This window comes from Zongyangia sp. (assembly GCF_965361945.1).
The window spans coordinates 1-13409 of record NZ_CBDTOK010000006.1 but is presented as its reverse complement, the minus strand read 5'-3'; the positions used below and the strand labels follow the sequence as shown (position 1 = coordinate 13409).

Sequence of the window (13409 nt, the reverse complement as noted above, 5' to 3'; positions counted from 1 at the left end):
GCTTAAGCTCTAAACTCCCACCGGCATAGCCGGCGGTTTTTGAAGCCCCAGCGACTTACCGCTGGGGCTTCTTTGCTAAAGCATAATGAAATAGGAGGCAGGCTGTTCCCCTTATGATTAGGGACAGCCTGCCTCCTATTTTGTCTCAATCTCTAACCGGTTAATGTTACAGTCTACCGATATTCTACAGTTGATTTCTGGCAATGTCTCTGACCAATTTTCTTGATGCGTAATATAAAACTGAGGCTGATATTTACTGATATCAGCAGCAAAGTTGAAAATATCACTTTGATACTGCGAAAGCCCGATCTCCAATGTCTCTTCCATTTCTTGTTGAATCGTGTTTGCCAGCTGCTTTTCGATCCTATCTATATCTTCATTCTGCACCGGTGATATATCCCCACTGACCCGTTCATTGATGATTCCTTTAGTGGCAACACAAATTTCCATGATGATTTGTCCATCTTCCAGTTTAGTTTTTCTCCGGGTAGTTCCTCGAGTAATCTGTACCGACAGCTTTCCATAGCTCTCATCCTCGACCAATATATTTGCCCTTACAATTTGATCATTGATCCACAGCAGTCCCCGGGTATGGTTTTGGTCAAGACCACCGATGAATCTGCCCTCCTGAAACACTGCTGTTTCTTCAAAGGTTGCCTGGATTTTGTCATCTTCATCCTTCTTGATTCCAACAATCGGTGCATAAATTTGGCTCCCATCTCCCTTGAGGGACTTCATCACATCAATCAGCGTGCATTGTGTTACAAATCCAGTATCCTCCCCTGAAGATACTGCCTTTCCCAGCACATGGGCTGGCAAAATGCTTCCCTCAATCTGTGCCCGTACGATTTCCTCAGCTGTATCCTCTGCCACCAGCATATGAATATTGGGGCGGAGTTCATTAAAAGAATTGAGAAAGCTAGAAATGGGGAAAAGCCCGCCTTCTGCTAAGGACTTCCCCACAATGATCAGCTCATTATGTCCAAAAAAGGTCTCTTTTCCCTGTGACATCTCTGCGTCCTGCACTGCTTGGGAGATTGTTTCTCCCCGTCCCTGCACAATCTGATTGTTGGGCTTGGACATATCGACAAAGCTCTGCCCTCCCCCACCCTGAGGAAAATAGACCTGCAATGTCACTATATATTCATTGTCCTGCAAATCGATTCCAATGGCTTGGACAATCAATTTTTGATTTAGTTCTTTAGACGGGATGCAGCCGCCTAAAAGTAACGCCGCTGCAATGAGACATCCTATGATTTTTATTTTTTTCATCGGCGTGCCTCCCCCTTTTTAGCTTTTCTATTGCGTATGAGATCAATTAGGAATAATCCTCCCGGAATGACGAGTACTGCCACTGCTACTGGAATACCTGTACCAATTACTGCACTTGCCAGGTTTAAATTCTGGATATTGTCAGACAAAAGAAGGGCCACCACTAATGATGCTCCCGTGGCGATAAAAGGGGTAAACTTACGTCCTCTTTCAGGCAACAAATGGGAAAGGGATTTGGCGGACACGAAAATAAACAACGCCGTTTTTATATATCCCATTAGTACCCAGATTGATACATGCAAAGCATCAAGGCGCTGAAATATGGATACCTCTGCTACCGACGCCAAAGTATAGAAGGGAAAAGGCTGGGTAATCCCCAACTGTCCCAAAACACCTACTATAAACACTGAGACCAAAATAAGCTGGGCTGTAAACATAGCGTCCCACGCCACCATGCCTTTTCCGATCTTTCCAATAATATGGGGCATCAGGAAAAACAGTGCCGCCAGTTCCATACTTTGTCCCACGCTGTCCATCATTCCACCGAATAGTGCTGTTGTCCCCTCCTGCAGTCCAGACCAGAAAGGCATCTTGAGATTTACCCAATCCATTTGTGGCAGCAAAGAAAAAATAATAAATCCCATAGAAATGAGAAAGACAGCAAAAACAATAATAGCGGTCCTAGAAAGGGATTCAATGCCCATAAAGACGCCATAGCAAGCCGCTAGAATAAGGAGGAACACAACCAAAAAATGAGATGCTTGGGGATAGATGGCAGTTGTAATGAACAGCTCAAAATTGGCTACTGTATATCCTGCAACGGCCGCAAAAAAAAGAAAATAAAAAACATCTACCACAGCAGCCCCCTTTCCCACCGCTTTAGCCGCGCACATTGAGAGGTCAGACATTTCCCCCTGTAGGCTATCCCTCCGAATAAAATAGTATCCCGGAAGGAAGATCAGAAGCATCAAGGCAAAGCCCAACAACACTCCTATCAGAGCAGTTGTTGCTCCAAAAGAACTGCCCTGCTTTGAATTATAAGAGATGATGGTGAAGGCTCTGCTAAGAAAAAGCAGTAAAACCACTTGATACATTTTGACCCTACGTTTGGACATCTCCAAGCCCCCTGCTTACTTTATTTCCGACCCGGGATAAGACTGGATATTGACCTGCTCTTTTTGTAAACTTTGCCAGCTTTTGCGGACTACTACATCCCGCATATCAAAAAGGTTAAACGGTGTAATCGGTGCTGTAAACGGGATACCATAAGCATTAATGGCGCAAATATTAGAAAGCACTAAGGCTCCTGCTAAAGTAATCCCATATAGTCCCAACGCGCCGCCAATAACGATAAAAGAAAAGCGTAGGATGGTAACCGGTTCATATAGAGAGGGAACAACAAATGAGCTAATGGCGGTCAGGGCCACTACCATGACCATGGGAGCACCTATGATTCCCGCCGTTACAGCCGCATCACCGATAACCAACGCTCCCACTATACTAACTGCATGACCGATAGGCCTGGGAAGCCGCAGTCCCGCCTCTCGCATGATCTCATAAATAATAAAGATAATAATGGCTTCAACCACCAAGGGAAAAGGGGTTGCTTCTTCTGAAGACGCTATGTTAAAAAGCAATTCATAGGGAAAAAGCTCCGGATGGAAGGTGGCAATCGCTACATAAATCCCCGGTAGCAGGATTGTAGAGAAAAAGGAAATATATTTGAGCCAACGAATAAATGTGGCATAGAAAGCGCGGTGGCAGTAATCATCAAAGCTTTGAAAGTTCTCGGCGAAAAAATAGGGTACTACAAGAGCAAATGGAGTTCCGTCCACTAAAATTCCGATTCTTCCCTCATTGATTTTGGCGCAAAGGGTATCCGGCCTCTCTGTATGACCTACCTGGGAAAAAATAGATAACGGTCGGTCATCTAAAAATGGCTGCAAATATCCTGACTCCAAAATGACGTCCAATCGAATGGATCCTAAACGTCTTTTGACCGAATGTAAAATTTCATCGGAAACCTTATCTGTCAGGTATACAAGACAGATGTCCGTTTGGCTTTTGCTTCCTAATGTCATCATCTCGAATTTCAGATTAGGCGATTTGATACGTCGCCGGACCATGGTCAGATTAATACGCAGAATTTCGATGAATCCCTCTCGGGAGCCGCGAACATTAACTTCTGCTGACGGTTCAGAAACTGATCGAAACTGAAATCCCTGTAAGCCCAGCGCCAGCCCTACATCAATGCCATCCACTAGTACAATGGCAAAACCTGACATCATAAAGCGAAATAGTTCTCCATAGGTGCGAAATTCCTGCTGGTCATTGGCGAGAATGCAGTCATTACGCAGCCAGTTTTGCAGTCCCTGGGGTGTGGAGTCTTCAAAGAGGTTCAATTGATAAAGGGGCTCAATCAACATTTCTGCCATAGTCTGGGTATTAACCATCCCTTCACAGATGAGGATCTGGATCCGAATTCCAGATACTGTCATCTCATTGGCGACAAAGTCAGAAGAATTAGAGTACAACTGTCTGATCTTCACCATATTATCATCCAGAGAAGTTACCAGGTGTTGGGATAATGCACCATTTTCCCTCGGCTCTTGAGAACCTTCATTATTTTTGCGTTCCCTTCGAAATTCTTTTTCGTTTTTCCTAAAATAATACTGCCGTTTGATAAAATCAAACATCTGACGACACCTGCCCTTTAGCGCCAGATCTGACGCCATTATATTGGTACTTCTATCCACTTCTTGTAGGATTACCATTTTTACTAAAATTAAACCTATTCTAAAAGATGCTCGCTGTGTATCCTCCCTGCTATCCATAGGAATAAAAAGAATCCCTAGTCAAATAATAACCAGAGATAAAACATAGGAGGGTGGGTGTCGCATGTCCATCATTTTTATACGCACCATCATACTTTATCTTTTGATTGTCTTTAGCCTCAGGGTCATGGGAAAACGTCAGTTGGCAGAGCTTCAACCCTCCGAGTTTGTCGTCACTATTCTAATTTCCAACGTAGCGACTCTTCCATTGGAAGACATTAATATTCCCCTTATTGGCGGTGTGGTCCCCATTCTCCTACTAGTTAGTTTTGAAGTATTGGTCTCCTTTATCACCCTCAAAAGCCAAAGGGCACGAAAAATTGTCTCTGGATCGCCTCGTGTTATTATCCGCGATGGCGTCATCGATCAGCAAGAGATGAAAAACCTCCGGCTTTCTATCGATGATCTGATGGGTCAATTGCGCAGCAAGGATATCTTTGACATCAGTGACGTAGCCTTTGCCATCATTGAAACTACTGGTAGCCTCAGCGTCTATCAGAACTTTGACGCGCGCACCGTTACTCCTAAAGTTATGCAGATCCCTCAGCCCTCCGTCAATGACAACGTCCCACCTGTTGTCGTAGTCAGCGATGGAATTCTTAGCCACCAGTCACTGGAATATCTGCAAAAGGACGAAAAATGGCTGCAAGGCATTCTTGACACTGCCAATGTTACCCTAAAAGATACTTTTCTTATTACAGCAGATCGCAGTGGCGCCTACCACCTGATTAAGAAGGAGGGATAAGATGAAGCGAATGTTGCTTTCCCTAGGAATTATTACTATCTTGGCTGTGCTCTCCGGAGCCAGTTTATGGTACCTAGACAGTATTCATGATGAAATTAGCGTGATGTTACAGGAATGCTATCTCTATGGAGTTGAAGGAAACAAGGAAGCTGCATCGAAAAAATCTCAAGAGGTCTTCGAAAAGTGGCAGGAGAGCGAAAAGTACCTGGTCACCTTCATCCACCATAATGAGCTTAATGAGGTCACCATCGTCACTTCCCGGCTTTCACCTCTCATTGAAAACGGAGAAACTGCAGAATATCTAGCTGAGGTAAAGCAAGCAGTGGTCCTCATTGAGCATATGCGAAGTTCAGAACAACCTCATTGGAAAAATATCCTATAGTAAAATAAAGAAATAACCGCCCCAAGGGGCGGTTATTTTCGTTCACGCAATCGTTTCAGTTCTTCCATAAAGGATTCAACATCAGCAAACTGTCTGTAAACAGATGCAAAACGCACATAGGCGACTTCATCAATTTTTCTCAAATGCTCTAAAACAAGCTCCCCAATTTTTACTGTTGAAACCTCCCTCTCCAAGGAATTGAGCAAGGAAGATTCGATATCATTGACAACCTGTTCTAGGGTCTCAATCGACACAGGACGTTTTTCACACGCCCTCAGCAGCCCATTGAGCAACTTGGTTTTGTCAAAAACTTCTCTGGATTTATCCTTCTTAATCACCATAAAAGGAAGTGTTTCCATTGTTTCATAGGTAGTAAAACGTTTGGAGCAACTCAAGCATTCACGTCTCCGCCTGATTTTGGTTCCTTCTTCGGAGGGCCGAGAATCGACCACTTTACTCTCAGGAAAACCGCAGAAGGGACATTTCAAGTCAATCACCTCATTACTCATACATTAGATCTATTGTACCATAATCCCAGCAAAGTAACAAGTAAAATTAAAACTCGCTCCTTATTTTTAAAGCGGCTCACAATTATGGAAGAAAATCATAGATTACATCCATCAAGTGACATGGAGACACTTGATACTGATTACACATAGAGACCAACTTCTCCACCACACTCTGATTGCATGAAATATCTTGTACTTGTGTATTCTCGTACTCACCATTCAGACGGATGCCATAGATATTCATCTTTTTTCCATTTTTCTCTATTGGCTCGACGGTCAATTCATATACATAATTGCGAATTTCTTTCTTGCCATTCATTGTGTCTCCCCCATTATTTCTGTTGTATCATTTACTAACAGGATAATTATACTCCGAGGAAAACCATAAGAAAAGACAAAGATTTCAGAAATTTCGACTAAATATACCCGTAATTTCACAATTATCTGAGATTTATTTCCACATGTTTATGAAAGTTGTCGGTTGTTTGTCGAATTATAAGAGCAAATCACATGTATAAATTTATGGCAACAAGTTGTTCAAATTCATGTATGATTCATAAAGATCTGTAGTTTTTTGGAAATTATGACGATACAACTCTAAAATGAGAGCGCCATGATAGTCAAAGCCATGCAGTATCTTTATCAATTCAGAGAAATCGACATTCCCCATTCCAATAGGCAAACAATCATATTCAGCTGTAGAATCACTGATGTGGATGTGGCTCAACCCACTCCCCATTGCCTTGGCCATCTCGAGGGGATCAATTTTGGCTCGAATTGCTTGCTTCACATCCAGAACAAATTTAGCATCTTTCCCTAAAGCGCGGGACATATCTTTTATGAAATCCGGAGTCGCACTTTTACATCTCTCCACATTTTCCTGACATAAACACACTCCAAATTTTTTTCCCGCCTCATAGAGCCGATAATACCTCTCAAAATAACGAGCATTTTCAAATCCACTGTCTCGATAATTCCCATGGAATACCACATAAGAAGCGCCGAGGAAAGCTGCGGCCGAAAAAATAGGACGATACATTTCTATTCCATCATGAAACCGGCGTTCATAGTCTGTAAAAAATAAAAATGGCTCGTAGCCCGAGAGAAAGGGATGTACAGATATAACCTGACAATCGTACGCCTCCTTTATTTCTCTCAAATTTCTTAAAAAGGGTTTTGACAACTCTGAAGGCGCATTAAAAAATATTTCCAAGGTTTTAATCCCCATCTTAGCCAGCGTCTCTAAAGCCTCTTCTGTCTGCATTGGATATAAGCACGCTGTCGATACTCCAGCTTTCATCTGACACCTCATCTCTTTCTTCTATTTATATCCATGATTCTGGAAAAATTTCTTTATTGTTTATACTCTATTATTATGATACCATAAGTCAATAGGAGTTGATCCCATGAAATTGAGTTTTTTTAAAAGCCTAGACCGCATCAGTGAGTTTTCACTACAGCTCCTGATTATGGGGACTGTCCTCGGTTGCGGCTTATATGCCATGGCTTTAATCATTTTTTATTTACTTCCTATTGTACCAGATATGCTACAAACTCTCAACTTAATACGTGCCCTCAGTCAAACAGCCTATCCCTGTTTTCTATCCTCTTTGATCGCCTCTATCCTTATTGATATTTTTCAAAAATTCCATCCCATATAAAAATACATATAATAAAAGGCATGGCCAATGGCCATGCCTTTTATTATATGTGAGTATTATGCAGCTTCGACCTGAGTTTTCTTCTTAAGCTTGTGCTCCTGCCAAACCACCCACAGGGTAGGTGCAATAAACAAGGAGGTGTAAACACCTGAGATCATACCAATCATCATGGGGAACGCAAAAGACATAATGGATTCAACACTATAGATTAGGGCAACAACGCAGATAACCGACAACGCGATCACTGTCGCTACAGTGGTATTAACCGCGCGAGTCACAGATTGTCCTATACTCAAGTTGACCAACTCACGAATACTCATCTTACTGCCGCTGAGACGTTTATTCTCACGAATCCGGTCATATACCACGATGGTGTTGTTAATCGAATAGCCAAGAATCGTCAAAATAGCAACAATAAAGTTTTCATTGATGGGGAAACGACACACAACAAAGGTGGCATACACCATAATCATGTCGTGGAGAAGTGCCAGCATACACATAACGCCTGCTGACAAACCACCGATTTTTCTAAAGCGAAAAGCAATAAAAATGATCATGAGCACTACGGCAAATGCAACTGCAACCATGCATTTTGCAAAAAACTCCCGTCCAATCGTCGGATCCACGTTATTGGAATCCGTCATGGAAATAGAATTGTCCGGATAAGCTTCTTGAAGCGCCGCTGTCAATCCGTCAATCTCATCCAAAGACAGGCCACGCTCTGCTCCAAGAGAAATATCAATTGCAGAATTGCCGGTAGCCACATCCGTCTTTCCCTGTACTGCAACTTGCTCGCCCAACGTGTTTTCTGCTACAGCCTGAACATCATCGGTGTTTAGCTCCCCACTATAAGAATAGGAGATAATCGAACCACCTTTGAACTGAATATCCAGATTGAGTCCAAACAGAAAAGTGAAAATCACCGTCAGCACCATCAGGGAAATGCTCAATGTGTAGAAGATTTTATTTTTAGAAACAAAATCAGGTTTCATTATTTTTTACCTCCATACAACCAAGCTTTTCTTAATGGTTTAAATCTAGACAGCGACTTTAGCATCAATCGAGACGCTGTAACACCAAATATAAAGTTTAGGAAAATACCTACCAAGAGGGTGTAGCCGAAAGAATAAACTGCACCCGCCGTGGACTGACCAAAGAATTGGAACAGCGGAGACAGAATAGTCGCAAACAAACTGGACGGAGGTCCAAAGGCACCCATAAGAATAACCGCGACAAATATCACGGTGATATTTCCGTCAAAAATTGCTGAGAAAGCTCGGGAGAATCCCAAATCAATACAGCCATCTAAACTCTTACCTGTACGAATTTCCTCTTTAATACGTTCTGATGTGATAACGTTAGCGTCTACACCAACACCAATGGAAAGAATAATACCAGCAATACCGGGGAGGGTTAATGTAAAGCTTGGGATAAAGGAGAAATAGCCGGTAACCGCAGCAATACTACAAGCCATCTGACCAGCCAGCGCGATCATTGCAACCACGCCAGGCAACCGATAAACGATGATAAGGAATAAGGAGACTAGCGCAAATGCAATGAAACCAGCCAGTACCATAGCATCTTTTGCGCCAAGGCCCAAGGTCGGATTAATAGTGTTATAGTTCACAGTCTCCAGTTGGAAGGGCAGCGCACCAGAATTAATTCTATCTGCCAGATCTTTTGCAGTTTCAGCTGTAAAACCGCCAGAAATCATGGCTTGACCATCAGTAATGGCCTCATTGACCTCGGGGTAAGAAATCAAAGTATCATCCATCCAGATGGAGATGACGCCATTACCAGCAAGCCGTGTAGTCGCTTCTGCAAATTTTTCCTTTCCGCTGTCCTCTAGTTCCAAAGAAACCACGTATTCGTTTGTTTCTGTTAAAACCATTGGCTCTGCATGTTTGACATCGGAGCCTGAAAGGATGATATTCTCTGCAGTAACACCAGTTGGCTTGCCGCTGTCATCCGTCTCCACACCCTCGCGGAAGGTAAGCAGAGCAGTCTCTCCTAGCTCGGCAATCGCTTCCTGAGGATCGAAGTTTGTCTCGTCCGCCCTCCACGGGAAACGGACAATAATTCTGTCCTTGTTGTAATCGGTGTAAACTTCGCTGTCGGTGATATTCTGTGACACAAGACGAACCTGGATTACAGATTCAGCCGCAGCCATTTCATCATCTGTAGCATCATATCCCTCTGGTGGGCTGAAGGTTACATCGACACCACCGCGGATATCAATACCCCAACGGATGTCCTCTGCTCCCTTAATCACCGTACTCCGGATGTCACCATTATAGGTATAAACTCCGAAAAAAGCGGTATAGGTCAGAGCAATAATCAGCACCAGGACAATGAAAAATACTGGTTTTCCAACTCTTTTCATGTACCTTTCCTCCAAATTTACTCTCGTCTAAACACCGGGACCACTCCACACTACGGAGCCCGTCCTATGCAAAATTTGTAACTTTCTCCCAAAGAGGAAAGCTTTTTCAAGTTCAGTTCCCACAACTTTATGAGAAAATAACAAATTCTTATGTTTAAACACTGATGGAACTTATTATATCGTTTCGCAATATAAAAGTCAAACAAATCAGACTTTTGGCCGATAACGTGAAAGCCAAAATTTACACCCAATTTTTAGACGGAAAGACTGACTTTTTCCCCCAGAACATCTTGGTAACGAGAAAGCACAGGATTAATTTCATTTTCAATGAACTCATCAACCTGTTTGGCAGCCCTTCCTGTGAAATTTTTCGGCTCCAAAATCGCTTCTATCTCTTCCTTTTTTAACTGAAAATCGGGATCAGCACAGATTCTGTCGATGAGGTCGTTTTCACCGCCCTCTTCTTTGACCACCTTGGCCGCCGCAATAGAATGAACCCGCAGCTTTTCATGAAGCTGCTGCCGGTCACCGCCTTTTTTCACAGCGCTCATCATAATATTCTCTGTAGCCATGAAAGGAAGTTCCTTCATCACGCGCTGATAAATAACCTTAGGATATACGACCAAACCATCGCATACATTGATCATAATATTCAAAATTGCATCTACACCCAGAAATGCCTCTGCCACAGCAATCCGCTTATTGGCAGAATCATCCAGTGTTCTCTCAAACCACTGAACCGAAGAGGTAAGGGCCGGATTGAGGCTGTCTACCATGACGTAACGGGCCAAAGCACAAATCCGCTCGCTGCGCATGGGATTGCGCTTGTAAGGCATGGCGGATGATCCGATCTGATTTTTCTCAAAGGGCTCTTCCATTTCTTTAAAGTTTTGAAGGATGCGCAGATCATTTGCAAACTTGCTACAGGACTGGGCAATTCCAGATAGTGTAGCTAAAACATTGGCATCTACTTTGCGGGAATAGGTCTGTCCAGAAACCGGGACAACACTATCAAATCCAAAATCTGCCGCAATTTTCTGCTCCAGCGCTTTGATCTTCTCATCGTCACCTTCAAACAGCTCCACAAAACTTGCCTGGGTACCGGTGGTTCCTTTAGAACCCAACATCTGCAAAGTAGAAACGCGATACTCAACCTCTTTTAGATCCATGAGCAGCTCATTCATCCAAAGGGTAGCTCTCTTACCTACGGTAGTCAACTGAGCCGGCTGAAGATGAGTATAGGCAAGGGCCGGCATATCCTTATACTGTTTTGCGAAGTCGGCAAGCAATGCAATTACATTGGCAAGTTTTTTCTCCACCAGATGCAGCGCGTCCCGCAGAATGATCACATCGGTGTTGTCTCCTACATAGCAGGAGGTAGCGCCTAAGTGGATGATCGGTTCTGCCTTGGGGCATTGTACCCCGTAGGCGTAGACATGTGACATAACGTCATGCCTGCAGGCCTTCTCCCTTTCCCTGGCAACATCGTAATTAATGTCGTCTTGGTGAGCTACAAGCTCGTCGATTTGCTCCTGTGTAATGGGAAGCCCCAACTCTTTTTCTGCTTTCGCCAAAGAAATCCACAGCTTCCGCCAGGTGGTAAACTTTTTGTCTGCGGAAAATAAAAACTGCATCTCCGGGCTAGCATACCGGGTGCAAAACGGACTTTCATAGCTGTTATTCAACATAATCCCTCCACATTTTTAGTCAAAACCTTAAACGGCGTCCTCTCCCAAGACCACACCGTTTTATACCGTAAAGTTTATTATACCACACCCAACTGTCTGTTCAAACAGTAAACCTTGTTATTTTTCTATTTTTTACGGAATTGGGTATCCCTCTGGCAGAGTTCGACCTTAGGCAATTCTGAAATATCAACCAGTGGATGTCAATTTATGCAAAAGAAAAAGGGAGATGAGATCTCATCTCCCTAGAAACGCCGAATAATTAGGCAAATTTTCTTACTTTTTCTTCCTGGCATTTTTCAGCCAGCAGTTTTTCTACACTAACAAGCTCCACGCACAGGCAGAACAGTTCTGACGCCGTCTTCAATTCATCCATTGGAGGATAGGTAGGCGCAATACGGATATTGCGATCCTCAGGATCCTTACCATAGGGGAAGGTCGCGCCAGCCGGAGTCATTACTACGCCGGCCTCTTTGCACATGGCGACCACTTTTTTAGCACATCCAGGCATAGTATCCAAGGAAATAAAGTAACCACCTTTGGGTTTAGTCCATTTTGCAATACCCTTCCCTGCCAGACGCTCCGTCAGGATGGTGTCGACCATCTGAAATTTAGGCGCAATAATGGCCGCGTGCTTTTTCATATGAGCCCGTACTCCATCTCCATTCTTATAGTAGAGAGAGTGACGCAGCATATTGATCTTGTCATATCCGATAGTCTGGAAGGACATTTGCTTTTTAATGCGGTCAATATTATTTTTAGAGGCGGCCATTACCGCAATACCTGATCCAGAAAAGCTAATTTTTGAAGTGGAAGCGAAAATATATACCATATCCTCACTGCCCAGCTTTTTACATTCCTCCATAATATTGAGGAGATGATCTCCTTGATCAGAAAGGTCATGGACACAATAGGCATTGTCCCAGAAGATACGGAAATCCTTGGCAGCAGGTTTTAGTGCTGCAAAACGGCGGACTGTTTCATCAGAGTAGGTATAACCTTGGGGATTGGAATATTTGGGAACACACCAAATACCCTTCACTGATTCGTCATTGTTGACCAAGTCCTCCACCATATCCATGTCGGGACCTTCCGGAGTCATGGGAACCGTAATCATCTCCACGCCAAAAAACTCAGTTATGGCAAAGTGACGATCGTATCCAGGGGCAGGGCACAAAAACTTTACTTTATCACATTTACCCCACGGTTTCATACCCGGCACAGTGGGATGGGACATAGAACGAGACACCATATCATACATCAGGCTCAAACTGGAATTTCCTCCCACAATGACCTCTTCTGAATCTACCCCCAACAACTCCGCAAACAGCGCTTTTGTCTCCGGCAGGCCATCCAGCATACCATAGTTGCGGCAGTCCATACCATTTGACGCATTCATTGAGGACTTACTGTTGAGAATATCCAACATATCCATGCAAAGATCCAGCTGATCACTGCCTGGTTTACCTCGAGACATATCCAATTTCAGATTCATGGCCTGATAGGCAGCATATTTTTCCTGGAGCTCATTTTTTAGTTTTTCAAGCTCATCTTTTGACAAAAAACTATAGGCTGACATCGTGTTCCTCCCACTTCGGTGATAACTGCTTTTTTCCTTACCTCCATATATTAATACAGAACACAGAATTTTGCAAGTATATTTTTTATTTCTTGCATATTTTATGCTTGCATTTCTGATTCTGCCACTCGATATACCTCTTCCAGCGATATATTTTTTGCATCAGCCAACTCTTTTGCCCTCTCATATTCCACTGAGTTTTTATGAATTTCTCCAAATTCGCAGCGTTTTATTGTGATTTTACCTAATTTTGTTTCTACATCATGCAACTCTCTCTTCATTTTCGTGCGTTTTTGAGTTTGATGCCGCAAACCGATTGCACTTGTATTTTTGAATATTTCCCGAATACAATCTTCACG

At 43.2% G+C, this 13409-nt stretch carries 14 protein-coding genes; 3 read left to right on the top strand and 11 right to left on the bottom strand.

The features are described from left to right. Nucleotides 1–135: 135 nt before the first annotated feature. From ACZ25G_RS00555 to ACZ25G_RS00545, 3 genes are read right to left on the bottom strand one after another with little or no spacing between them, the layout of a single operon-like run. The gene (locus ACZ25G_RS00555) at nt 136–1272 is read right to left on the bottom strand and encodes a Ger(x)C family spore germination protein (RefSeq protein ID WP_463681166.1); all 1137 of its coding nucleotides are present in this window, start codon (nt 1270–1272) and stop codon (nt 136–138) included. After that, nucleotides 1269–2387, bottom strand: coding sequence for a GerAB/ArcD/ProY family transporter (locus tag ACZ25G_RS00550; RefSeq protein WP_463681165.1), 1119 nt, complete (start codon nt 2385–2387; stop codon nt 1269–1271). The genes ACZ25G_RS00555 and ACZ25G_RS00550 overlap by 4 nt, the downstream gene beginning before the upstream one ends. A gap of 15 nt (nt 2388–2402) precedes the next feature. Then, complete coding sequence (locus ACZ25G_RS00545; RefSeq protein ID WP_463681164.1) at nt 2403–3968, bottom strand: spore germination protein; 1566 nt, start codon at nt 3966–3968, stop codon at nt 2403–2405. Nucleotides 3969–4170: 202 nt separating this feature from the next. Between ACZ25G_RS00545 and ACZ25G_RS00540 the strand changes: the two genes are divergently transcribed. Next, on the top strand, nt 4171–4851 hold the full coding sequence (locus ACZ25G_RS00540; protein WP_191483000.1) for a DUF421 domain-containing protein: 681 nt from the start codon (nt 4171–4173) through the stop codon (nt 4849–4851). A 1-nt stretch (nt 4852) separates the two neighbouring features. Then, nucleotides 4853–5233, top strand: coding sequence for a DUF4363 family protein (locus ACZ25G_RS00535; protein ID WP_191482999.1), 381 nt, complete (start codon nt 4853–4855; stop codon nt 5231–5233). A gap of 32 nt (nt 5234–5265) precedes the next feature. Here ACZ25G_RS00535 and nrdR read toward each other — a convergent pair whose 3' ends face one another. From nrdR to ACZ25G_RS00520, 3 genes are all read right to left on the bottom strand, one after another. Further along, nucleotides 5266–5721: a transcriptional regulator NrdR gene (gene nrdR / locus ACZ25G_RS00530; RefSeq protein ID WP_191483007.1), complete on the bottom strand. Its 456-nt coding sequence runs from the start codon at nt 5719–5721 to the stop codon at nt 5266–5268. A 103-nt stretch (nt 5722–5824) separates the two neighbouring features. Next, complete coding sequence (locus ACZ25G_RS00525) at nt 5825–6061, bottom strand: DUF6514 family protein (RefSeq protein WP_191482998.1); 237 nt, start codon at nt 6059–6061, stop codon at nt 5825–5827. Nucleotides 6062–6262: 201 nt separating this feature from the next. Next, the gene (locus tag ACZ25G_RS00520) at nt 6263–7042 is read right to left on the bottom strand and encodes a sugar phosphate isomerase/epimerase family protein (protein ID WP_463681163.1); all 780 of its coding nucleotides are present in this window, start codon (nt 7040–7042) and stop codon (nt 6263–6265) included. Between the two features lie 106 nt (nt 7043–7148). Here ACZ25G_RS00520 and ACZ25G_RS00515 point away from each other — a divergent pair, with 106 nt between their 5' ends. Next, on the top strand, nt 7149–7403 hold the full coding sequence (locus tag ACZ25G_RS00515; RefSeq protein WP_191482996.1) for a hypothetical protein: 255 nt from the start codon (nt 7149–7151) through the stop codon (nt 7401–7403). Nucleotides 7404–7459: 56 nt separating this feature from the next. Here the strand turns inward: ACZ25G_RS00515 and secF are convergent, their stop codons facing one another. The 5 genes from secF to larC all read right to left on the bottom strand — a co-directional run. Beyond that, on the bottom strand, nt 7460–8395 hold the full coding sequence (secF, locus tag ACZ25G_RS00510; RefSeq protein WP_191482995.1) for a protein translocase subunit SecF: 936 nt from the start codon (nt 8393–8395) through the stop codon (nt 7460–7462). Further along, nucleotides 8395–9786 (bottom strand): preprotein translocase subunit SecD, encoded by a 1392-nt coding sequence (locus tag ACZ25G_RS00505; protein ID WP_463681162.1) that lies wholly within the window; start codon nt 9784–9786, stop codon nt 8395–8397. Before ACZ25G_RS00505 ends, secF begins: the two co-directional genes overlap by 1 nt. A gap of 254 nt (nt 9787–10040) precedes the next feature. Next, nucleotides 10041–11474 carry an adenylosuccinate lyase gene (gene purB, locus ACZ25G_RS00500; RefSeq protein WP_191482993.1) on the bottom strand — a complete coding sequence of 478 codons (1434 nt, stop codon included), beginning with the start codon at nt 11472–11474 and terminating at the stop codon, nt 10041–10043. Between the two features lie 259 nt (nt 11475–11733). Continuing rightward, the gene (locus tag ACZ25G_RS00495; RefSeq protein WP_463681161.1) at nt 11734–13050 is read right to left on the bottom strand and encodes an aspartate aminotransferase type Ic; all 1317 of its coding nucleotides are present in this window, start codon (nt 13048–13050) and stop codon (nt 11734–11736) included. A 101-nt stretch (nt 13051–13151) separates the two neighbouring features. Further along, nucleotides 13152–13409 (bottom strand): nickel insertion protein (larC, locus tag ACZ25G_RS00490; protein ID WP_463681160.1); only part of this gene is annotated, 258 nt, incomplete at its 5' end.